Origin of the sequence: Streptomyces griseorubiginosus, from assembly GCF_001514195.1 — a bacterium.
GTDB lineage: Bacteria > Actinomycetota > Actinomycetes > Streptomycetales > Streptomycetaceae > Streptomyces > Streptomyces griseorubiginosus.
Genome location: NZ_KQ948734.1, coordinates 1,269,276 through 1,291,935, shown reverse-complemented (window position 1 = coordinate 1,291,935; position 22,660 = coordinate 1,269,276). Strand labels below are relative to the sequence as shown.

The 22,660-nt window shown below is 71.3% G+C and carries 16 protein-coding genes; 11 read left to right on the top strand and 5 right to left on the bottom strand.

Annotated elements, in window-relative coordinates; translation table 11 throughout:
- Nucleotides 1-103 precede the first annotated feature (103 nt).
- Both AQJ54_RS05740 and AQJ54_RS05735 read left to right on the top strand, forming a co-directional pair.
- Nucleotides 104-544, top strand: coding sequence for a peptidase inhibitor family I36 protein (locus tag AQJ54_RS05740; RefSeq protein WP_062234472.1), 441 nt, complete (start codon nucleotides 104-106; stop codon nucleotides 542-544).
- A 19-nt stretch (nucleotides 545-563) separates the two neighbouring features.
- The gene (locus AQJ54_RS05735; protein ID WP_062234471.1) at nucleotides 564-1,478 is read left to right on the top strand and encodes a hypothetical protein; all 915 of its coding nucleotides are present in this window, start codon (nucleotides 564-566) and stop codon (nucleotides 1,476-1,478) included.
- Between the two features lie 145 nt (nucleotides 1,479-1,623).
- On the opposite strand, the gene AQJ54_RS05730 is transcribed toward AQJ54_RS05735, so the two are convergent.
- Nucleotides 1,624-1,809, bottom strand: a complete 186-nt coding sequence (locus AQJ54_RS05730) for a hypothetical protein (RefSeq protein ID WP_020138705.1) — start codon at nucleotides 1,807-1,809, stop codon at nucleotides 1,624-1,626.
- Nucleotides 1,810-2,377: 568 nt separating this feature from the next.
- On the opposite strand from AQJ54_RS05730, the gene AQJ54_RS05725 reads away from it, so the two are divergent.
- The 8 genes from AQJ54_RS05725 to AQJ54_RS05690 all read left to right on the top strand — a co-directional run bounded on the left by AQJ54_RS05725 (nucleotide 2,378) and on the right by AQJ54_RS05690 (nucleotide 13,120).
- Nucleotides 2,378-6,274 carry a sensor histidine kinase gene (locus AQJ54_RS05725; RefSeq protein WP_062234468.1) on the top strand — a complete coding sequence of 1,299 codons (3,897 nt, stop codon included), beginning with the start codon at nucleotides 2,378-2,380 and terminating at the stop codon, nucleotides 6,272-6,274.
- Between the two features lie 9 nt (nucleotides 6,275-6,283).
- The gene (locus AQJ54_RS05720) at nucleotides 6,284-6,697 is read left to right on the top strand and encodes a roadblock/LC7 domain-containing protein (RefSeq protein WP_003993189.1); all 414 of its coding nucleotides are present in this window, start codon (nucleotides 6,284-6,286) and stop codon (nucleotides 6,695-6,697) included.
- Nucleotides 6,698-6,808: 111 nt separating this feature from the next.
- Nucleotides 6,809-7,207, top strand: coding sequence for a DUF742 domain-containing protein (locus tag AQJ54_RS05715; protein ID WP_003973454.1), 399 nt, complete (start codon nucleotides 6,809-6,811; stop codon nucleotides 7,205-7,207).
- Nucleotides 7,188-7,763: a GTP-binding protein gene (locus tag AQJ54_RS05710; RefSeq protein WP_007384912.1), complete on the top strand. Its 576-nt coding sequence runs from the start codon at nucleotides 7,188-7,190 to the stop codon at nucleotides 7,761-7,763. The genes AQJ54_RS05715 and AQJ54_RS05710 overlap by 20 nt, the downstream gene beginning before the upstream one ends.
- A 402-nt stretch (nucleotides 7,764-8,165) precedes the next feature.
- Nucleotides 8,166-11,465 carry a nitrate- and nitrite sensing domain-containing protein gene (locus tag AQJ54_RS05705; protein WP_062026780.1) on the top strand — a complete coding sequence of 1,100 codons (3,300 nt, stop codon included), beginning with the start codon at nucleotides 8,166-8,168 and terminating at the stop codon, nucleotides 11,463-11,465.
- A 10-nt stretch (nucleotides 11,466-11,475) separates the two neighbouring features.
- Entirely contained in the window at nucleotides 11,476-11,889 is a 414-nt protein-coding gene (locus AQJ54_RS05700) for a roadblock/LC7 domain-containing protein (RefSeq protein ID WP_004983065.1), read from the top strand.
- Between the two features lie 96 nt (nucleotides 11,890-11,985).
- Nucleotides 11,986-12,558 (top strand): DUF742 domain-containing protein, encoded by a 573-nt coding sequence (locus AQJ54_RS05695; protein ID WP_028809822.1) that lies wholly within the window; start codon nucleotides 11,986-11,988, stop codon nucleotides 12,556-12,558.
- The gene (locus tag AQJ54_RS05690) at nucleotides 12,539-13,120 is read left to right on the top strand and encodes a GTP-binding protein (RefSeq protein WP_026248371.1); all 582 of its coding nucleotides are present in this window, start codon (nucleotides 12,539-12,541) and stop codon (nucleotides 13,118-13,120) included. Before AQJ54_RS05695 ends, AQJ54_RS05690 begins: the two co-directional genes overlap by 20 nt.
- A gap of 157 nt (nucleotides 13,121-13,277) precedes the next feature.
- Here the strand turns inward: AQJ54_RS05690 and AQJ54_RS05685 are convergent, their stop codons facing one another.
- The 3 genes from AQJ54_RS05685 to AQJ54_RS05675 form a co-directional block, all read right to left on the bottom strand.
- Nucleotides 13,278-13,469, bottom strand: a complete 192-nt coding sequence (locus tag AQJ54_RS05685) for an acyl-CoA carboxylase subunit epsilon (RefSeq protein WP_062026781.1) — start codon at nucleotides 13,467-13,469, stop codon at nucleotides 13,278-13,280.
- A 57-nt stretch (nucleotides 13,470-13,526) separates the two neighbouring features.
- Nucleotides 13,527-15,122, bottom strand: a complete 1,596-nt coding sequence (locus AQJ54_RS05680; RefSeq protein ID WP_062234465.1) for an acyl-CoA carboxylase subunit beta — start codon at nucleotides 15,120-15,122, stop codon at nucleotides 13,527-13,529.
- 151 nt (nucleotides 15,123-15,273) lie between these two features.
- Nucleotides 15,274-17,601, bottom strand: coding sequence for a polysaccharide lyase 8 family protein (locus tag AQJ54_RS05675; RefSeq protein WP_062234462.1), 2,328 nt, complete (start codon nucleotides 17,599-17,601; stop codon nucleotides 15,274-15,276).
- A gap of 133 nt (nucleotides 17,602-17,734) precedes the next feature.
- Between AQJ54_RS05675 and AQJ54_RS05670 the strand changes: the two genes are divergently transcribed.
- Nucleotides 17,735-18,289, top strand: coding sequence for a YceI family protein (locus AQJ54_RS05670; protein ID WP_062026784.1), 555 nt, complete (start codon nucleotides 17,735-17,737; stop codon nucleotides 18,287-18,289).
- Nucleotides 18,290-18,345: 56 nt separating this feature from the next.
- Here the strand turns inward: AQJ54_RS05670 and AQJ54_RS05665 are convergent, their stop codons facing one another.
- Complete coding sequence (locus AQJ54_RS05665; RefSeq protein ID WP_062234460.1) at nucleotides 18,346-22,518, bottom strand: nSTAND1 domain-containing NTPase; 4,173 nt, start codon at nucleotides 22,516-22,518, stop codon at nucleotides 18,346-18,348.
- Nucleotides 22,519-22,660 lie beyond the last annotated feature (142 nt).

The window sequence follows — 22,660 nt, the reverse complement described above, 5'->3', positions numbered from 1 at the left end:
CTCGGCCATCCCGTGGCCAGAAACCGCTTGTCGTGATCGCTTCATCCTCTTTAGGGTGATCTCCGCGAATGCCGCTCAGCGCATTCACACAAGAGGGGATTCCATGAAGTCGAAGCGCAGGACTCTTTCTCTCGCAACGGCGGTTCCCGCTGCCGCCGCGGCGGTTCTCGGCGTGGCCCCCATGGCGCACGCGGAGGCCAGGGAGAGTTGCCCCACCTGGGCGAACGACTGCGCCGTCTTCTATTACAACAGCGGCTTCTCCGGATCGCGCACCGCTTTCACGAATGACGGCGTCCCCAATCTCGCCGGGTACACCTATCTGTCCTCCGGGAGCGGCAAGGGGCAGACCGTCAAGAACAACGCGGCGTCGTTCTGGAACGCGAGCGTCGACCACATCGCCACGGTCTTCTTCAACAGCAACTTCAGCGGCGCCTGCGACACGTTCGCCCCTCTGGCCGACGCCGACAAACTCGCCAGGACGTACAACGAGAACGCCTCTTTCGATTTCAACCGGAACGGCACGAACTGCTACAAGTGGAACTGACGTTTCAGGGAAATCCGTCATGAGACGTTCGGCGATCCCCGTCCTGCTCCTCACGCTGCTGGTCGGCTGCGCCCCGCACGAGCCGTCGGCCGGAGACGCCTCCAGCACCTTCCCCTCGGTACCGCAGAGCACCCCGAGCCCGAGCCCGTCGTCACCGGCGAGCGAAAGCTACACCTTCCGGCTCCCCCTCGCCGTGTACAGCTACAGCGACGCCGACTACGAGGTGATCCGGTCGGCCGAGCAGGTCCTGGCCCGTGACTGCATGAGGGACTTCGGCCTCTCTTATCGGCCCGCGAGGAATCCGGCCCCGGCCGAGGCGCAGGATCGCCGGTACGGGCTGACGGACAGGGCGAGCGCCGAGCGGTACGGATACCGGATGCCGCCGCAGCCGGAGACGCCGAAGGCGAAGCTCACGGAGGACCAGATCAAGGTCCTCTACGGAAACAGGTCCACCCCGGCCGCCGCCGTGAAGAACTCGGAGCTTCGGTACCGGGGAAAGAAGGTGCCGGACGAAGGCTGCCTCGGCGCGGCGGTGCTCGGATTCCGCAAGCCCTACGAGGACGAGGCCGGAGCCGAGGTGGCGAGCCGGATAGCGACGGCGAGCTACGAGAATTCCCAGAAGGTCCCGGAAGTCCGGGCGGTCTTCGGGAAATGGTCCTCCTGCATGAAGCAGAAGGGATACGCCTACGCCTCCCCCCTGGAGGCGATGGCGGCGCCCGCATTCGTTCGGGGCAAGGTGTCGGCTGTCGAGAAGGACACCGCCGAGGCCGATGTCTCCTGCAAGGAGAGGACCCGACTCGCGGAGGTCTGGTTCGCCGCGGAGTCCTCGATCCAGAAGGACATGATCAAGGCCGAGGCCGGGGCACTGCGGAGACTGGGCGAGCTGCACGAGAAGAAGCTGCGCGCGGCGCGGAAGATCCTGGCCGGGGCCTGACCCGAAGAGGGCGTCCCCGGCACAGGAGGCGCCCTGACACCCGGCACAGGAGGCGCCCTGACACCCGGCACAGGAGGCGTCCTGGCACGAAGAAGGCCCCCCGGCCTACCGGGGAGCCCCTTCGCGGGCCCGTGGGCCTCGTCGACTACTCTGCGGCTGCGGAGACCGGGATCTCCATCAGGACCGTCCGCCGCGGGTTGGCGGTCTGGGCCGGGAGATCGAGGGTGTGCTCCGGCTGCTCCGGGGTGTGCAGTTCGCCGGCGTCCTTGACGTGCACCAGCGTCGTGCGCCGCGGGTTGGCAATGTTGCGGAACATCATCGTCGTCTTCACGGTTGTACTCGACCTCGGAATGTGGTGGGTTCGACAGAAGTGTCACTCTTGTAAAGCGTCAGGCTATGCGCGCCATTCCCCTCTGCCGTCACGAAGACTCAATGATCGGCATGTGAGTTTGCTCACTGACGTGTGGGCAAACCGGACAATTACGAGCCTCAATCCACCCCAACGAAACGGACATTGACTCCCTGAAGCCCTCATTCCGCTCCTGATCATGGCGACTGGGACACCCTCGACCGGGGTGGGACTCGCGGAGGGATGTCCGGTTTCCACCAGAACGGTTTCCACGCCCGGTGACTCAGCCTTCACTTGGTGTCACCTAGGTCACGGTCTGACCCATGGACCTTGTTGGAGATCCGGCACTGTGCTGGAATTCCACGGACCGCTGCGGGATCGAGCCGGCGCACAGGGGGCGCAGGGAAGCGCCGAGCGGCGGTGAGACAGGGGGAGCAGCGCCGGGTCACTCATGATCCACCGGGGTGCGCATTCAGGGCGCTCCCCACAACGCCGACACCGTGCTTCTCCGTTCTGCGGAGAGGTGCCTGGTCCAGAGGTTGCGACGCTAGTGCAGGGACGTTTCAAGAGGGATGGCAGCGCTTCGGCCGAGCCGGAGCGGCACGGCGGGACTGGCCCCAATGTCGGCAGTTCCTCCCCCCAGCACGCCCAGAACCCGGGCCCGGCTCCGTCGGCTGACGGCGGTTCCGGCGGCCCCGGCCGTCTCGGCTCGTCGGCGTCCTCGGGCCCGGCGGCTGCGGCGACACCACCGGTGAAGCCCCCGAAGGGCCCCACCGGCCCCGGATCGCGAATAGCCCTGCGCAACTGGCGGATCTCCACCCGCCTGGTGTCGCTGCTCGCGCTCCCCGTGGTGGCGGCCACCTCGCTGGGCGCGCTGCGCATCAACGACTCCATGGACGACATCCAGCAGCTCGACAACATGAAGCTGCTGACGGAGATGACCAAGCAGGCCACCGAGCTGGCGGCCGCGCTCCAGGACGAGCGCGACCAGTCGGCGGGCCCGCTGGCGCACGACTCCACGGCGAGCAACATCACGGTCAAGGGCTACCGGGACAAGACGGACCGGGCCGCGACCAACTTCGTCAACGCCGCCGAGGACATCGACACCTCCAGCAAGGACGGCAACCTCCAGGGTGTCCGCGACAGCCTCGTCGGCCTGGTCCGCGACCTGGACACGCTGAACAAGATCCGCACCGACGCCTACGACACCAAGGGCAACGCGACCCAGACGGTGGAGTCGTACCACCGGCTGATCACCCACCTGCTGGACCTCTCCCAGGACATGGCCGAGGCCACCAGCAACCCGGACATGATCCAGCGCACGCGTGCCCTGGCGGCCTTCTCCTCCGCCAAGGAGTACGCGTCCATCCAGCGCGCGGTCCTCGCCGCGGCCCTGCCGGACAACAACAAGACCCTGGGCAACCTCTCCGAGAACGACCGGCTGTACGCCCAGGGCGCCCTCGACAGCGAGGAGTCCGATCTCAGCACCTTCCGGAGCATCTACGGCGACGACGACGCCGAGGCGCTCCTGAAGCCCATCGAGAGCGGCAACTCCACCATCGAGGCCTCCGACCAGTACGCCGACCGCGCCTTCGGCCGGCCGGAGGGCCTGGCCGACCTGGACCGGCGCTCGTACAAGGACTGGGTCGACGACAGCACGACCAAGATCCAGGAGATGGGCCGCATCGAGCACACCCTGCTCGAGGACATGGAGCAGAAGGCCCGCGAGCTGCGCAACGCCACCGAGCGCGACGCGATCATCGCCGGTGCCCTGATCCTGCTCGTGCTCGGTGTCTCCCTGGTCGGCGCCTTCGTCGTCGCCCGGTCCATGATCCGCTCGCTGCGCCGCCTCCAGGAGACCGCCACCAAGGTCGCCCAGGACCGGCTGCCCGAGCTGGTCAAGCAGCTCTCCGAGTCCGACCCGCAGGACGTCGACACCTCCGTCGAGTCCGTCGGTGTGCACTCCCGGGACGAGATCGGCCGCGTGGCCGCGGCCTTCGACGACGTGCACCGCGAGGCCGTCCGCCTCGCCGCCGAGCAGGCCCTTCTGCGGGGCAACGTCAACGCGATGTTCACCAACCTCTCGCGCCGCTCGCAGGGCCTCATCCAGCGTCAGCTCTCGCTCATCTCCGAACTGGAGTCCCGCGAGGCCGACCCGGACCAGCTGTCCTCGCTGTTCAAGCTCGACCACCTCGCGACGCGTATGCGCCGTAACGGTGAGAACCTCCTCGTCCTCGCCGGTGAGGAGCCGGGCCGCCGGTGGACCCGTCCGGTCCCGCTGGTCGACGTGCTCCGCGCCGCCGCCTCCGAGGTGGAGCAGTACGAGCGCATCGAGCTGGCCGCCGTGCCGACCACCGAAGTGGCCGGCCGCGTGGTCAACGACCTCGTGCACCTGCTCGCCGAGCTGCTCGAGAACGCGACCTCGTTCTCCTCGCCGCAGACCAAGGTCAAGGTCACCGGTCACGCGCTGCCCGACGGCCGCGTCCTGATCGAGATCCACGACACCGGCATCGGCCTCTCCCCCGAGGACCTCGCGGCGATCAACGAGCGGCTCGCCTCGCCGCCCACCGTGGACGTCTCGGTCTCCCGCCGCATGGGTCTGTTCGTGGTCGGCCGGCTGTCTCAGCGGCACGGCATCCGCATCCAGCTGCGCCCCTCCGACTCCGGTGGCACGACCGCGCTGGTCATGCTGCCCGTCGACGTCGCCCAGGGCGGCAAGAAGCCGCAGCCCAAGCCCGGCCAGGCCGGCCCCGGCGCCCCCGCCGCGGCCCAGGCCGCCGCCGGTGTGGCGTCGGCCCGCCGTGGCGGCAACGGTCAGGGCGGCGGCGCCCTCGGCGGTGCGCCCGGTGGCGCGGGCGCGGGTGCCCTCGGCGCCGGTGCCCCCTCGGGCGGCCGACTGAACGCCGGTCAGGGACCGCGGGCCGCGCTGCCCGGCAGTGGCCAGGGCGGTCGCCCCGGTGCGCCGGGCGGACCGCAGGGTCCGGGTGTCCCCCCGCAGGGCCGGCCCGCTCCGGCGGGTGCCGGGTTCGGCGGCCAGGCGCCGGGCGCCCCGCAGGGCCTCCAGGCCGCGGGTACCGGTGGGCCGGGCCAGGACGCCTTCAGCGCTCAGGACGCCTTCGGCGGCCAGGACTCGTTCGGCGGCCAGAACTCCTTCGGCGCCGGCCAGGACGCCTTCGGCTCCCGCACTCCGGTCCCGCCGCAGGCACAGGCCCCGAAGGGCGGCCAGGCTCCCGAGCAGGGCTCCCGGCGCCGTCGGCCGCAGCTGCCGGGTCGCGGTGGTCCGCGGGCCGAGCTGCCCGGTGGCAACGACCAGCCCCGCACGCCCAGTTGGAGCGACGAGAACGCGCAGCCGCCGGTGCCGCGCGCCTCCCTCGACGTTCCGCGCGGCCACGACGAGCAGGACCCGGCGGCCACCTCCCGCATGCCGCGGATCGAGGAGCACCAGAGCCCCGCGGCCACCTCGGAGTTCCCCCGCCCGGACTTCGGCGCCCCGCAGAACACCGGCCAGTTCCCGCGGCCCGGTGCGATCGCTCCCCGGAACGACCTCCCGCGGCCCGGTGCCAACGGCTCCCAGGGCACGGGGCAGTTCCCGCGGCCCGGTGCCAACGGCTCTCAGGACACGGGCGAGTTCCCCCGCCCGGACGCCAACTCCCAGCAGAACACCGGTTCCTTCGTCCGCTCGGACGTCTACGGGAATCCGGTCGGGCAGAACGGCGGCTCGGGGCAGTTCCCCGGCCCCCAGGCGTACGACAGCGGTTCGACGGGCCAGTTCAACATGCCGGGCTTCGACGGCAGCTCGACCGGGCAGCACTCCCTGCCGGGCCGTCAGGATCCCGCGCACACGGGCCAGTTCGAGCGTCCCCAGGCGGGCGGTCCCGACTTCGGTGCCCCGCGGCCGCCCATGCCGCCGCGTCCGCAGCAGCGGCCGGTCCGCCAGGAGCCGGAGGCGCTGCCCCCGGCCTCGGGCCCGGGTGACGGCCGTACTCCGCTGTACGACACGCTGGAGACCAACTGGTTCCACGGCGGTCAGGGCGGTCAGGGACAGCAGGCCAACGGCAACGGCTCCTCCGCCGCCGCGGCCCCGCGGCCGCCGCAGCAGGCGCCCGCCCCCCAGAGTTCCGCTGCGGCCCCGCAGCGGCCCACGGCCTCCTCGGCCTGGCGTTCCTCGCCGAACGACGATCTCGTCCGGCAGGCGGAGCGCGTGCGGCAGCCGGCGGCGGGCGGTGTCACCACCTCCGGTCTCCCGCGCCGGGTGCCCAGGGCGAACCTCGTCCCGGGAACCGCACAGCAGCAACAGCACCAAACCGGTCCGCAGGTCTCGCGTGCGCCTGACGACGTACGCGGTCGGCTGACCAATCTCCGTCGGGGTATCGCACAAGGTCGTCAGGTCGGCGGCAACGGCCAGACGGGCAGTTTCCCGAACCCCACTCACCAGCAGGAGCGTTAGTTGAGCCCGATGAGCCAGGCGGCACAGAACCTCAACTGGTTGATCACCAACTTCGTGGACAACACCCCCGGGGTGTCCCACACCGTCGTCGTGTCCGCCGACGGTCTCCTGCTGGCGATGTCCGAGGGCTTCCCGCGCGACCGTGCCGACCAGCTGGCGGCCGTCGCGTCCGGACTCACCTCGCTGACCGCGGGTGCCTCGCGGATCTTCGAGGGCGGCAGCGTGGCCCAGACCGTGGTGGAGATGGAGCGGGGATTCCTGTTCCTCATGTCCGTCTCGGACGGTTCCTCGCTGGCGGTCCTGGCCCACCCGGAATGCGACATCGGCCTCGTCGGGTACGAGATGGCACTGCTGGTCGACCGCGCGGGCGCCGTGCTCACGCCAGACCTGCGAGCCGAGCTGCAAGGCAGTCTGCTCCACTGACCCGCCCCGGATCCACCCGTCTCACCAAACCACCGTCCGGCCGCCACAATCCCCCCACCGGCCTCACCAGACGGCTTGCCCGACCGACTTGCTGTCCCGCCCGGAGGATTCATGACCCCGCCCACCGCCTCTCATGATCCGTACGCGGAGCCGTACGAGGATGAGGGCGACCAGCCGCTGGTACGTCCGTACGCGATGACCGGCGGCCGGACCCGGCCGCGCTACCAGCTCGCCATCGAGGCCCTGATCAGCACCACGGCCGACCCGGCGGCGCTCATGGGGCTGCTCCCCGAGCACCAGCGCATCTGCCACCTGTGCCGCGAGGTGAAGTCGGTCGCCGAGGTCTCGGCGCTGCTCGCCATGCCGCTCGGCGTGGCTCGGATCCTCGTCGCGGACCTCGCCGAGGCCGGCCTGGTGGCCATCCACCAGCCGGGCGGCGACGAGAACAACGGCGGCGCGCCCGATGTGACGCTGCTCGAAAGGGTGCTCAGTGGACTTCGCAAGCTCTGACGCGGGGCGGGCCACCACCTCCGCGAAGATCGTGGTGGCGGGTGGCTTCGGCGTGGGCAAGACCACGTTCGTCGGCGCGGTCTCCGAGATCAACCCGCTGCGTACCGAGGCCGTGATGACGTCCGCGAGCGCGGGCATCGACGACCTGACCCACACCGGGGACAAGACGACCACCACGGTCGCCATGGACTTCGGCCGCATCACGCTCGACCAGGACCTGATCCTGTACCTCTTCGGTACGCCCGGTCAGGACCGCTTCTGGTTCATGTGGGACGACCTGGTCCGCGGCGCGATCGGCGCGGTGGTCCTGGTCGACACCCGCAGGCTCGCCGACTGCTTCCCGGCGGTCGACTACTTCGAGAACAGCGGTCTGCCGTTCGTCGTGGCCCTGAACGGGTTCGACGGGCACCAGCCGTACGCTCCCGAGGAGGTGCGCGAGGCCCTGCAGATCGGGCCGGACGCCCCGATCATCACGACCGACGCCCGGCACCGGTCGGACGCCAAGAGTGCCCTGATCACACTGGTCGAGCACGCCCTGATGGCCCGTCTGCGGTAACGCCCTCAGAGTGTGTCGAGCGACTGCCAAATCAACATCGTCATACGGCAGTTGTCGTAGATGTACCGGAGCCGGCTGTGGCCTTGGACACGGTCGGCCCCGGTGTTCATAACGTTTCGGCAGAGGAATCGGGTGGTATGGCCACGCGTGGTTGCCAACCGGTCTCGCTGCGCTCACAACAGCCCCGTCTTTTGACGGGGCTCGCTCTTTATGACCGTTTTATCTGGGGTTTACATCACGCGTAATCCCCGCGTACCAATGTTTGGAGGTGCGCAGGACGTCGTGCTGGAATGCCTGAACTGCCCAATAGTCAAAGACGTACTCACTAGTCGATGGCGTACTGGGCTCTGAGAGACTGCGGCACAACGTAGGTGCCGACCCCTCCGAGAGGTTGTTGGTCGAGTGAGGCGAAGCAAGAACGGTCCCGAGCCGTCGGCCCGGGGCAACTTCACCCCGCCGCCGCGCGGAGCGGCGCCCGCCCCTGTGTCCGGTCCGGAACCGACGGCCGCGCCGCCGTCGAGCGGCGGCCGTTTCTCCCCGCGCAACTGGCGGGTGCCGACCCGGCTGAACGCGATCCTGCTCATACCCGTGATCGTCGGCCTCGTCATGGGCGGCTTCCAGGTCAAGAGCTCGATCGACACCTGGCGGGAGGCCGAGGACGCGGAGAACACCGCGCGTCTGGTGCGGGCCTCCCTCAGTTACGCCGACGCCCTCTACAACGAGCGCGACAGCACGGCGGCCCCGCTGCTCAGCGGCCAGGGCCAGGACAACCCCACGGTCGTCGCCGCCCGCAAGAAGACCGACCAGGCCGCCGAGGTCTTCAACGAGGCCGCCGAGAAGATGCCGAAGAAGGCGGGCCTCGAACGCCGCCTGAAGCTGTTCCGGGACGGTGAGGGCGGCCTCCAGACGCTGCGCGCCGGCGCCTACACCTCCTCCAAGTTCACCGGGGTGAAGACCGAGGAGGGCTACACCCAGGTCGCGCACCCGCTGACCGAGTTCGCCAACGAGCTCGGTCTGGGCACCGGAAACATCACCAGCTACGGCCGTACGGTCTACGCCATCGAGCTCACCAAGGCGGCCCTGTCGCTCCAGCGCTCCATCGGCATGCACCTGCTGATCAAGCCGGGCCCCGGGCTGAGCAGCTTCGCCAGCCAGCGGGTCGCCCTGTCCTCGTACGCGTACCTCGAGGGCATCGCCGTCGAGGAGTACGTCGGCGGTGGCACCGCGGCCGACGCGGCGAAGCTCGACGCGGCCAAGAAGGAGATCCAGACGGAGGGCGTGGCGCTGGCCAAGGAGGCCGCCGCCAAGAACCCGAACTACGTTCCGCCGCCGTCCAACCCGGTGGTCATGGTCTCCAGCCTCGCCCAGCTGTCGTCGATGGACCAGAGCGCCCGTGAGTCGCTCGCCAAGGACGGCATCACCGCCGAGAACTGGTGGGCGGTCAACACCCTCAAGTACAACGCGTACCGCCAGATCGAGACCGACCTGGCCGACACCGCGGTGAACGAGGCCGCGGACATCGCCGACAACGCCAAGCGGGACGCCTTCATCGTGGGTGCCGCCGTCGTGGTCGCGCTGCTCCTCGCGTTCATCCTGGCCGGTGCCGTGGCCCGCCAGATGTCCCGCTCGATGCGCCAGCTGCGCAACGCCGCCTTCGGCATCGCCGAGCAGCGTCTGCCGATGCTGGTCGACCAGCTCTCCCGCACCGACCCCGGCCGGGTCGACACCCGGGTCGCGCCGATCCCGATCAACACCAAGGACGAGATCGGCGAGGTCGCCCGCGCCTTCGACCAGGTCCACCGCGAGGCGGTCCGGCTCGCCTCCGAGCAGGCCCTGCTGCGGGGCAACATCAACGCGATCTTCACCAACCTCTCGCGCCGCAACCAGTCCCTGATCGAGGGCCAGCTGACCCTGATCACCGACCTGGAGAACAACGAGGCCGACCCGGACCAGCTGGAGAACCTCTTCCGCCTGGACCACCTCGCGACCCGTATGCGCCGCAACGGCGAGAACCTCCTCGTCCTCGCCGGCGAGGAGCCCGGCCGCCGCTGGGACCAGCCGGTCCCGCTGGTCGACGTGCTCCGTGCCGCCTCCTCCGAGGTGGAGCAGTACGAGCGCATCGAGCTGTCCGGCGTCCCGGAGGCCGAGATCCACGGCCGCGCGGTCACCGACCTCGTGCACCTGCTCGCCGAGCTGCTGGAGAACGCGACCACGTTCTCCTCGCCGCAGACGAAGGTCCGGGTCACCGCGACCCGGCTGCCCGACGGCCGCATCATGATCGAGATCCACGACAAGGGCATCGGCCTCACCGCCGAGGACTTCGCGGACATCAACCACAAGCTGGCCAACCCGCCGACCGTGGACGCCGCGATCTCCCAGCGCATGGGTCTGTTCGTGGTCGGCCGGCTGTCCGACCGGCACGGCATCCGCGTCCAGCTGCGCCCCTCGGGCGAGCAGGCCGGCACCACCTCGCTGGTCATGCTGCCCGACGCGATCACCCACGGCGGTGGCGGCGAGCACCAGCCGGCCAACGACGAGTTCACCGTCTCGCAGATCATGCCGGAGCAGCAGTACCAGGGCGAGGACTTCAACAACGGTCTGCCCATGCGTACGGCCGCGGAGCTCGGCTTCGACGACAGCCGCTACTCCGAGGTCCCGGACGACATACGCGAGCTGGACCCGGTCGGCCGCTCCCTGATGCGTGAGGAGCGCCGCGCGGCCCTGGAGGCCCAGAGCCACGACCAGCCGCCGGCCCTCCAGGCCCCGGACCCGTCGTACACCGAGGCGTTCGACGGTCCCCAGAACGCCCCGCAGGGCGGCGGGCAGAACGGCTACGACCCCAACCGCAACGGCTTCCCCGAGCAGCAGCCCGCCGGGTACGACCAGCAGACGTCGTACGAGGAGGCTCAGCAGGCTCCGTACGAGGAGCAGCGGCAGCCGTCGTACGAGGAGCCGGGGCGCCCGGCGTACGACGAGCCGTACTTCGCGCAGAACGGCGGCCTGCCGCAGAACGACCCGTTCTCCACCAACGGCGGCTACCCGGAACCCGCGTATGCGGAGCAGGTCCAGGAGGAGCCGGCCGCGGTGCACGCGGCCGCCCCGGAGACCTTCTCGGGCTTCGAGGAGCGCCGCCACCAGGATGACTGGCCGCAGCCGGACGGTTACCGGGGCGGTTACGCGGACCAGTACGCTCCGGAAACGGAATCCGTGCAGGCCGCTGACGTGAGTGAGCGTGACCGCGTAGGCTTCGACCGTCCGGGGCCGGCCCCCGCCAACGTGGGTCACGAGTTGACCGACGCCGGGCTCCCCCGCCGTGGCTCCACCGGGAGCGGCGCGAACGGCTCGAACGGTACGCGGCACGCGCACCAGGAGTCGCCGGCCTCCGCGCCGGAGAGCAACGGCGGCGGCGACATCTGGCGCTCGGCCAACGACGCGCGGTGGCAGCAGGCCTCCCAGCTCCGGAAGCCCAAGGCGGGCGGGGTCACCTCCTCCGGTCTGCCGCGGCGGGTACCCAAGGCCAACCTGGTCGAGGGAGCCGCCGAGTCCACCCCGCAGGGGGGCCCATCGGTCTCCCGCGCCCCCGAGGACGTCCGGGGCAGGCTGAGCAACCTGCGTCGAGGGGTCCAGCGGGGCCGCAACGCAGGCAGTGAAACGAACGGTCAGGGCTTCGGTTCTGACAGCACCTACAACCAGGAGCGTTAGTGTGAGCCCGATGAGCCAGGCGGCGCAGAACCTGAACTGGTTGATCACCAACTTCGTGGACAACACCCCGGGGGTGTCCCACACGGTGGTGGTCTCCGCCGACGGACTCCTTCTGGCGATGTCCGAAGGCTTTCCGCGCGACCGAGCCGATCAGCTTGCGGCCGTCGCCTCCGGTCTGACCTCGCTGACCGCGGGTGCCTCGCGCATCTTCGAGGGCGGCAGCGTGAACCAGACCGTTGTGGAGATGGAACGGGGATTCCTGTTCATCATGTCCATCTCCGACGGTTCGTCGCTCGCGGTTCTCGCGCACCCCGAGGCGGACATCGGCCTCATCGGGTACGAGATGGCTCTTCTGGTGGACCGTGCCGGAACGGTCCTGACGCCCGATCTGCGTGCGGAGCTCCAGGGCAGCCTGCTCAACTGACAGACAGACGGTGCGTTTTGGCGTCCCGGGGCCGTAAGGTTTCGGGACGCGGCTCCACAGTGATGGGTGCGCGGCGCAGTCGGAGGAGGAGAGAAAGTGGCAACACCCCCAGGCGGTTCATCTGGCAATTGGTCGTACGGACCTGGCCAGGGTCCGAACGACGGCCAGAACCCGAACCGTTACAACTTCCCCTCCGCCCCCAGCCATCGGCAGCAGCCGTACGCGCCCCAGGGCCCCGGTCCTTCGCCGTACGACCAGCCGCCGGCCCCGCGCATCCAGCCCGTGCAGCCGCAGCGACGCTCCGAGCCGGCGCCCGCCGGGGCCTCGAACAACCCCCTGGTGCGTCCGTACGCCATGACCGGCGGCCGGACTCGCCCGCGCTACCAGCTCGCCATCGAGGCGCTGGTGCACACCACCGCGCAGCCGCACCAGATGCAGGGCCAGTTGCCCGAGCATCAGCGGATCTGCAACCTCTGCCGGGAGATCAAGTCGGTGGCGGAAATCTCCGCGCTCCTGACGATCCCTCTCGGCGTGGCCAGGATCCTCGTCGCCGACTTGGCGGAGGCGGGCCTGGTCGCCATCCATCAGCCCGGCGGCGACGAGAACGCCGGCGGCCAGCCAGACGTGACACTGCTCGAAAGGGTGCTCAGTGGACTTCGCAAGCTCTAGCGGCGGTCCTTCCCGCTCCACCACCTCGGCGAAGATCGTGGTGGCGGGTGGCTTCGGCGTGGGCAAGACCACGTTCGTCGGGGCCGTTTCGGAGATCAACCCGCTGCGCACAGAGGCCGTGATGACGTCCGCGTCGGCCGGCATCGACGACCTGACCCACACCGGGGACAAGACGACCACCACGGTCGCCATGGACTTCGGCCGCATCACCCTGGACCAGGACCTGATCCTGTACCTCTTCGGTACGCCCGGTCAGGACCGCTTCTGGTTCATGTGGGACGACCTGGTCCGCGGTGCCATCGGCGCGATCGTCCTCGTGGACACCCGGCGCCTCGCCGACTGCTTCCCGGCCGTCGACTACTTCGAGAACTCGGGTCTTCCGTTCGTGATCGCCCTGAACGGGTTCGACGGGAACCAGCCGTACAACCCGGACGAGGTCCGGGAGGCTCTGCAGATCGGGCCGGACACGCCGATCATCACGACGGATGCGCGGCATCGGGCGGATGCGAAGTCTGCTCTCATCACGCTGGTCGAGCATGCGCTGATGGCTCGACTGCGGTAGGCACGTGGTTCTTGCGGCTACTGGGCTGCCGCGGACGGTTGTGTGCCGTCTGCGGCAGCCTTGTGGCTTGTCGCGCAGTTCCCCGCGCCCCTGAAAGCGCCAAAACGCTCTGAGGGCCCCTCTCTTTCGAGAGGGGCCCTCAGGCGTCGTTACGGGCTCAGTGCCAGCTGTGCGGGGCGCGGAAGCCGCCCTCGCGCTCCAGGCGGCGCCAGCGGGCCTTGGGGTGGCCGGGGTGGGACGGGGTCTCGGAGGGCCGGGCTGCTGCGCGGGCCAGGAGGATCGCCGTGATGGCGGCGACTTCCTCGGGCTCGGCGTGGCCCTTCTCGACGCGGATGTCAGGGGTGCTCATAGGTCACAGTCTCCGTGAGAGAGGTTTCCGCGAGGGTGACGCGGAGGGTCCGCCGGGTTACTGCGGAGGGTTGCCGTGCTTGCGGGAGGGCAGGTCGGCGTGCTTGGACTGGAGCATGGCGAGGGACTTGATCAGGACCTCGCGGGTCTCGGCGGGGTCGATGACGTCGTCGACCAGGCCGCGCTCGGCCGCGTAGTACGGGTGCATGAGCTCGGACTTGTACTCCTTGACCATGCGGGCCCGCATCGCCTCGGAGTCCTCCGCCTCCGCGATCTGGCGGCGGAAGATGACGTTCGCGGCACCTTCGGCGCCCATCACGGCGATCTCGTTGGTGGGCCAGGCGTAGGTGAGGTCCGCGCCGATGGACTGGCTGTCCATGACGATGTAGGCACCGCCGTAGGCCTTGCGCAGGATCAGCGAGATCCGCGGCACGGTGGCGTTGCAGTAGGCGTAGAGCAGCTTGGCGCCGTGCCGGATGATGCCGCCGTGCTCCTGGTCGACGCCCGGGAGGAAGCCGGGGACGTCCAGGAAGGTGACGATCGGGATGTTGAAGGCGTCGCACATCTGGACGAAGCGCGCGGCCTTCTCCGAGGCCTCGATGTCCAGGACACCGGCGAGCGTGGAGGGCTGGTTGGCGACGATGCCGACGACCTGGCCGTCCAGGCGGGCCAGCGCGCAGATGATGTTGCGGGCCCAGCGCTCGTGGACCTCGAGGTAGTCGCCGTCGTCGACGATCTCCTCGATGACCTTGGCCATGTCGTACGGCCGGTTGCCGTCCGCCGGCACCAGGTCCAGCAGGACCTCGCCGCGCCGGTCGGCCGCGTCGGAGGACTCCACCCGCGGCGGGTTCTCCCGGTTGTTCTGCGGGAGCATCGACAGCAGGTAGCGGACCTCGGCGAGGCAGGTCTCCTCGTCGTCGTAGGCGAAGTGGCAGACCCCGGAGGTCTCGGCGTGCACGTCCGCGCCGCCCAGGCCGTTCTGGGTGATCTCCTCGCCGGTGACCGCCTTGACGACGTCCGGTCCGGTGATGAACATCTGCGAGGTCTCGCGGACCATGAACACGAAGTCGGTCAGGGCGGGGCTGTAGGCCGCGCCGCCCGCGCACGGGCCCAGCATCACCGAGATCTGCGGGATGACACCCGAGGCCTTGGTGTTGCGCTGGAAGATGCCGCCGTAGCCGGCGAGCGCCGAGACGCCCTCCTGGATGCGGGCGCCCGCGCCGTCGTTGAGGGAGACCAGCGGGGCACCGGCCGCGATGGCCATGTCCATGATCTTGTGGATCTTGGTGGCGTGGGCCTCGCCCAGCGCGCCGCCGAAGATGCGGAAGTCGTGGGCGTAGACGAAGACCGTGCGGCCCTCGACGGTGCCCCAGCCGGTGATCACACCGTCGGTGTACGGCTTCTTGGCCTCCAGGCCGAACCCGGTCGCCCGGTGCCTGCGCAGCTGCTCGACCTCCTGGAAGGACCCGGCGTCGAGGAGCAGTTCGATGCGCTCGCGTGCGGTCAGCTTGCCCTTGGCGTGCTGCGCCTCGGTCGCCTTCTCGCTGGGGCCGGCCAGGGCCGCCGCACGGATCTCGTGCAGCTCGGCCACTCGCCCGCGCGCGTCCGTCGGCTCGCCCGTCGACTCACTCGGCGCCTCATCCAAAACGGTCATGTAGCGACCTTACGAAGACCCGCGAGGAAAGCGAGCCGTCGACTCCGTACAGTCTCCGGCCCGTTTTCCTGGTGCCACTGAACAGAACCCTGGAGCCATGCAGGCCTTCTGACTGCTCAGGGGGTCTCTCGCTTGTAGGGGTCGCACAAAGTCAGCCCGTGAGAGCCACCTCACACACATGGGTGGCGCATACCTCCCCCGGAGTGACGCGCAGCCGGAGCAGACGGCCCGCGGCGAGCACCTCGACCGTGTCGTCGGCGCGGATCACCGAGCGCACCGGCCGGTTCCAGACGATCTCGAGGGGTTCACCCGTTCGGGTGGGTTCGGCCACGCAGAGCGTAGCCGTACGGCCCGTGCGGCGGACCAGCACGCTCGCCGGCGCCGACGTGGTGAGCGGTCCGGCCGTGCCCGGCCGCCAGAAGTTCGCGGCGGTCAGGCCGAGGCGGTCGACGTGGACCGCCTGGCAGGTGCCGTCGTTGGCGAGGACCGACAGCCAGTGGCGGTCGGCGGCCCGGGCGGCGACGGTACGGCGGGCGGCTCCTGGCAGGAGGACGTAGACGTACGTGGCGTCCACGGGGTCGGTGCCGTGGTCGAGCCAGAGGGTCTGCCAGCGCCGGGTGCGCCGCTCGGCCGTACTGCCGGTGTTGATGTCGGACCAGGCGCCGGTGCGGTCCTCGCGCAGGGTGTGCACCGCGTCGGGGACGAGCCAGCCGCCGTGTCCCTCCAGATGCGCCCAGCCCGGCCCCCGTACGAAGGCCTGCTCCCCGCCCTCCCCGAGGTTGCGGTTGTCGACGACGGTCTCGACCGGGACGCCGTCCGTGCAGGTGATCCCGGCGCCGAGACAGACCACGGCGTCCGCGAGGCAGAACCACGACTTGCGGGCCTGGAGCGTCGACTCCAGACCCTTCAGGTGCTGGCCGATCGCCGCGTACTCGCCGTCGGTGGTGCCGCCGACCCAGCGGACGTCCGGCCGGGGCTCGCCCCATTCGCCGCCCGCGCGGTCGGGAAGGCGACGGGTGGAGACGGTGGTGCCGGGGAGGCGGTACCAGTCGACGGTGGGCCAGTACCAGTCCGTGTACTGGTCGCTCCGCTTCCCGGTCCACCAGGAGAGCATTCCGGCGCCGGTGTGCCAGCCGCGCGGGTTCTCGCCGTTGCCGCACTCGTAGGCGGCGATGCGGTCGCTCGCCATGGCGATGCCGGCGACGAAACCGGGGCGGTGGTGGACGGCCCGGTCCATGGCGGCGAAGAGGCGGTGGCCGACGGGTGCGGGGGCGGCCGGGACCGGTGAGGCGGCCACCGCGTGCAGCCGGGCGAGGTCGGCGACGCCGAACTGGGGGGAGGTCAGGACCGGCGTGACGGTGTCCCGTTCGATCCACCCCTTCACCAGGCCGTACCAGCGCTCCCGTTCCGCCGTGCCCGCTCCGCCCGCGAGCAGTGCGACGGCGGCGACGATGCCGTGGCCGTGGAAGTGGTCGCTGCGCAGCACGTGCCGGTCGTCGGTCTTGAGATGGCCCCGGCTGATGGCACGGCCGTTGACGCCGTCCATCACCAGCCCGTCGTGGATCAGCGGGGCGAAGGCGTGCTCGACGCTGTCGAGGACGGTCCGCCGGTTGGGGTCGGTCACCTCCCACTCGGAGCCGGCGAGGAGGGTGAGGAGGCGGCCCAGGCCGTCGAGCAGGACCTGGCCGTAGGTGCCGGAGTAGGCGACCCGGGTGTGCTGGACGAAGGACCCGTCGGCATACAGGCCGTCGCCCGTCGTGACGTACGGGAAGACCGGGGAGAGTGCGTCGCGGGCCAGGGCGATCCGGTCGGGGGCCCGGCCGAGGATGCCCCGCAGGGCGACCGAGCGGCACAGGTCGACGCGGTTGGCGCCGGTGGAGGTGCCGGAGTAGTCGGTGAGCAGCGCGTCCGGGACGAAGTGGTCCACGGCGGCGCAGGCCGCTTCCCGGCGGGCGTCGGTGAGGCGGTCGTACAGCGCGGCCGTGATGTCCATGAGGAGCCGGGGGCTGCCGATCTGCCATTCCCACCAGTTGCCGTAGCGGGTGGTGGAGGGGTTGTAGACGGTGGCGGAGAGGTGGTCGAGGCCGCGCAGGACGGCCGCGAGGAGGTCCTCGTCGCCGGTCGAGCCGGTGCCCTGCTGGACGTGGGCCTGGGTCATGGTCCACAGGCGGCCGTAGCTCTGGGTGATGCCCGCCGGGGGGTCGAAGGGGATGCCGGGCCACAGGGAGGTGGGGGTCGGGGCCATGGCAGCGGCGAAGCCGCGGGCGAGTTCGCCGGTCTCGGCGAGGCGGCCGGCGTAGGGCTCGGTCGCGGGGTCGTAGCCGGTGCCGAGGGCGATGTCGAGCCAGCGGTGGCGCAGGGTGTCGTAGGGGTCGGCGGCGGCGCGGGCGGACGGAGCGGCGGTGGCCAGGAGCGCCGCCGCGAGTAAGACCGCTCTGCGGGTGGGAGGTCGCACGGGAGCTCTGCGCTGCGGTTTCATACGGGGGCATGTACCACCGCGGGACGGCGCCGCCAACACTTCGCGGATGACGTTGAAACCTTCAAGGAATAGGTCTACGGTCGTTTGCGTTGAGTGGTTCAACGTTCAACATCCTCAGCAAAGGAGCCCCGTCATGACGAACACCGACCTGACCGCGCTGACCGGCGACTACACGATCGACCCCTCGCACTCCACGATCGGCTTCACCGTCCGGCACGCCATGGTCACCAACGTCAAGGGCAAGTTCGACGAGTTCAGCGGCTCGCTGCACCTGGACGGCGGCGACCCGTCCCAGTCGACGGCCTCCATCGACGTCAAGATGGACAGCATCGACACCGGGGCGCCGGACCGCGACGGGCACCTCAAGAGCGCGGACTTCTTCAAGACCGACGAGTTCCCGACGATGACCTTCCGCTCCACCAAGGCGGAGGCGCTGGGCGACGAGGACTACCGCATCACCGGTGACCTGACCATCCTCGGCACCACCAAGCCGCTCACCATCGACCTGGAGTTCAACGGCGCCGCCAAGGACCCCTTCGGCAACGAGCGCGTGGGCTTCGAGGGCAAGGCCGAGATCAAGCGCTCCGAGTGGGGCCTGACCTGGAACGCGGCCCTGGAGACGGGCGGCGTCCTGGTCTCCGACAAGATCAAGCTGCACTTCGACATCTCGGCGATCAAGAACGCCTGAGCCGCCTGATAACGCCCGAGAACGCCTGAGCCGCCGACTGCGCTCGCGTCCGTACGTCAGCAGGTGCGCCGGTACGGCAGGTCCGGGAGGTAGGTCTTCCAGGCCGCCTCGGACAGTCCCGAACCGGCGCGCTCGCAGACCTCGCCGATCAGCCGGTCCGGGCGCAGGTCGTAGCGCAGTACGGGGACGTGGGCGCCGGAGGCGTGGAGCGTGCCGTCCGGGGCGAACGCAAGGGCGCGGATGTCGTCGCCCGGGGTGGGCAGTGCCGTTCCCAGGAGCGTCTGGGACGCCAGGTCCCACAGGTGCAGGGTGCCGCCCGCTCCGGCGGCGGCGAGCGTCCCCCCGTCCGGAGAGAAGGCGAGCGCGGTCACCCCGCCGGTGGCGTCGGTCGTCGGGTCGGACGTGGTGGCGTCCAGCACGCCGAGGCGGGCCCGCGCGGCACCGTCCCAGAGCGTGACCCGGCCCAGCACGTCACCCACGGCCAGCCGCGAGCCGTCCGGGCCGTAGGCCGCGGCGCTGATCAGGTCCTCGCCCAGCACCCGCGGCTCCATGCGGCCGACGCGCAGATCGGCGACCAGCCCCTCCTGCGTCACCAGGGCGGCCCCGTCGGACCGCAGGGCCAGGCGCACGCCCTCCGAACCGGCGGTGACGGAGTCGGCCTCCCGGACGCTGCGCACGGTCCTCACCCGCTGGTGCCGGTCCACGTCCCACACCTCGACCGCAGGCCGTGCCACCGACCGGTACACCAGCAGGGTGCGGCCGTGGGTGTCGAGGGCGAGACCGTCCACCGCGAGCGAGCCGCCCGGGGCGGCGCCGATCACCACGGTCGCGTGGACCCGGCGGTGCGCGAGGTCCCACACCGTGATCCTGGTCCGGTCGCGCGGCGGCCCCTGTCCCTCGGCGTAGGGGTTGAGGCCGGTGGCCAGGTATCTGCCGTCGCCGCTGAGCGCCATGAGGCCGGCGCAGGACTCGGTGCGGGGGCACGGCGTGGCCGGCGGCTCGAAGACCACGCGCCCCGCGCGCCCGACCCGGGTGTCCAGCACCTGCACCCGCCGCTCGCCACCCGTCTCCACGGAACGGGCCAGGACCCGGCCGTCGTCGGAGAGTTCCGCCCGGTACGCCGTGGGCTCCTGCCAGGGCGCGGCCGGGGCCGTGCCGAGGGCCAGTGAGCGTACGACAGTCGCGGAGCCGTTGAGATAACGCACGGCTCCCGCGGTCCGGTCGAAGGCGATGTCGTCCCAGTCGTCCGCGTCGATCCGCCGGCTCAGCACGGTCACCTGCGGGTGGGCGGTCCGCAGCACGACGAGCCGGTGGGGTCCGGTGGCCACCAGGAAGGCGCCGCCCCCGCCGGGCCACACCTGGGTCAGTCCGTCGGCCGTGAAGGACGGGGTCGCGCGTCCGGTGCGCAGGTCCCAGCCGTGGATCCCGTCGGCGGCGGCGACGGTGAGCGCGCGGCTGTCCGGGGTGAACGCCAGCGCGTGGTCACGGCAGTCGGCGGGCCGCGCGTTCGCCACCCAGGGCGCCGAGACCCGTCGCCGGTGCGTGACGTCCCAGAGCTCCGGGGCGTGACCGTCGCGCGTGCACAGGGCGAGCCACCGGCCGTCCGGGCTGGCCGCGACACCGCTCACGCCGCCGGCCGGTTCCGGGAGCCGCAGGGCGGAGCGACCGGTGCGCGGGTCCCGGACGTGCACACTGCCGTCGTCCCAGTCGACGGCGACCAGGGCGTGCGCGGTGTAGGCGAACGGGGTCTGCATGGCGTCCACGCCGGGGAGTGTCCTGGTCACCCGCCCGGTCCCCACGTCCCACAGCTCGACGCGGTCCCCGGCCAGCAGCGCGAGGGTCCGGCCGTCCGGGGCGACGGCGGCCGGGACGCCGTCCATCAGCTTTCCGGGTCCCGGCACGGAGCGGGTGAGCCGCCGGGTGCGCAGGTCCCAGATCCGGACCCGGTCCGCGGTGACGGACACCACGGACCGGCCGTCCGCCGTCAGCCGGTGCACGTCGTTGCCGGAGCCGTCGAAACCGGCGTCCGCGCCCGGCACCGCGAACACGTCCTCGTCCCGCTGGGCCATCGCCCCGATCAGCGCCGACCGGGTCTCCGTCGTGTCGGCGAGCCGGGCGGCGGCCACGCTGAGCCGCATCGCGGTGCGCGGGTCGGAGAACCGCATACCGTCGGCCACGGCGGCGATCCGACGGGCCTCGGCCTCCACCTGGCGGCGGTCGCTCGTCCGGTTCTGCTGCCAGGCTGCGGCCCCCGCGACCAGCGCGAGCACGAGCAGCGCGGCGAGGGCCCCGACGAGTCCGCGGCGCCTGCGGCGCTCACCCCGGTGTGCGGCACTGCTCGCCGTGAGGAAGGCCCGCTCCTGCGCGGTCAGCGAGGCCCCGGCCAGCTGTTCCTCGGCCGTGGCCAGCCGGGTGCCGCGGTACAGGGCGCCGGGGTCCCGCCCCAGGTCGTCCCAGGCCCGGGCCGCCTCGGTCAGCCGCCGGTGCGTGCGCAACTGCTCCCGCTCCTGCTCGATCCAGCCGGACAGCCGGGGCCAGGCGGTGATCAAGGCCTCGTGGGCGAGATCGACGGTGCCGTGATCGAGGGTCAGGAGCCGGGCACGGACGAGACGGTCCAGGACGAGGGCTGTGTCGGGGGTGGGGCCCAGGTCGGGGGTGGGGGCGCCGGAAGGGGGCGGGGGTGTCTGAGCGGGAGGCGGGCCGGGAAGGGCAGCGGGCGTCGGACAGGGGTGCGCGGCGGGCGTCGGGCAGGGGTGCGCGGCGGGTGTCGGGCCAGTGGATTCGGCGAGCGCCGAGCCAAGGGACACGGCGGCCCCTGAGGCGGGCGACCCGGCGGGTCCCGAGGCAGGCGACCCGGCGAACCCTGAGGCAGGCGACCCGGCAGACCCTGAGGCAGGCGACCCGGCGAACCCCGAGCCAGGCGACCCGGTGCGTGTCCGGCCGAGGCGCCACGTCGTGGGGCCCGGGGTCCCCGTACCCGCCGTCGGTGCCGTGAAGTCGAGTTCCGTGCGGTCGATCGGGCGGCGGGTGTCCTGGGAGCCCTCGCCGGGGGTGATGAGGCGGAGCAGGACGAGCCGGGCAAGTTCCGCGTGGTGCGGGGAGAGGTCCGCCCAGACCTCCTCGGCGCTCTGGGCGATGGCCCCGCGGACACCGCCCGCGGCCTCGTACGCCTCCTCGGTCAGCGCCCGGCCGCGACGGCGGCGCCAGGTCTCGCGCAGGACGTGCGACAGCAGCGGCAGTCCCCCGGGCTCGTCGGCGATCTCGTCGACCAGGCGGGCGGTGAGGGCCCGTTCGACGATGTACCCGGCGCCCTGGGCCGGCTTGACGATGACGTCGCGCAGCTCGGCCGGGTCCATCGGGCCGACCAGCAGCCCGGCCTCGCCCAACACGTCCGCCAGACCCCGGTGTTCGGCGCAGCGGCCGTAGAAGTCCGCCCGTACGGCGATGACGACCCGCAGTCCGCTGCCGGGCTCCCGGGCGGCGAGCAGCAGGTCGAGGAAGGCGCGGCGTTCGTCCGGGTCGCGGCAGAGGGTGAAGACCTCCTCGAACTGGTCGACGACGACCAGGGTGTCGCCCGCGGGCCCTGACTCGCCCGCCGCGACCGACGCGTCCGCCACCCCCGGCTCGCCCGCCGCGACCGACGCGTCCGCCGGCCCCGGCTCCCCCGCCGGTCGCAGCGCGTCCGCGTGGGTGCGGGCCGGGTGGGCGCCAGGGGTGAGGACGCGGATCGCGGCGAGTCCGCGCTCGGCGCGCAGGGCGGGGATGAGCCCGGCCCGCAGGAGGGAGGACTTGCCGCTGCCGGAGGGGCCGAACACCGCGGTGAAGCGCCGGTCCCGGACCAGCCGGCACAGCGCCGTGACCAGCCGGTCGCGCCCGAAGTACCGGTCGTGGTCGTCGGGTTCGAAGCGGGCCAGGCCCTGGTAGGGCGGTTCCACGTCGTCGTCCAGGCCGGCGGCCGCCTCGCGGACCTCCCGCTCGGCCTCCTTCCAGCGCCGCTCCCACTCCCCCGCGTCGCCGCCGCAGGCCGTGGCGTAGGCCAGGGTCACCTGGAGCGAGGGCAGGTGCTCGCCGGCCGCGGCCTGGGAGAGCGCGGTCACGGAGAAGTGCGCCCGGCGGGCGAGTTCGCGGTAGGTGGGGCCGCCGGCCTCCTGGCGGAGCTTGCGCAGTTCGTAGGCGAACCTCGGCACCGGTCCCGCGGCCGGATCGACCGGGGTCTCCCGACGGCCCATGTGCGCTCGTCTCCCCCGTGTCCACGCCCCGTGCTGCGGACGCCTGTTCGTCGCGGCCACCCTAAGGAACCGTCCCGACCCCCCGCAAGGTTCCGCCGCGCCCGTCACCAGGGGCTTTCGTTTTGTTCAGGGTGGCGGGCGG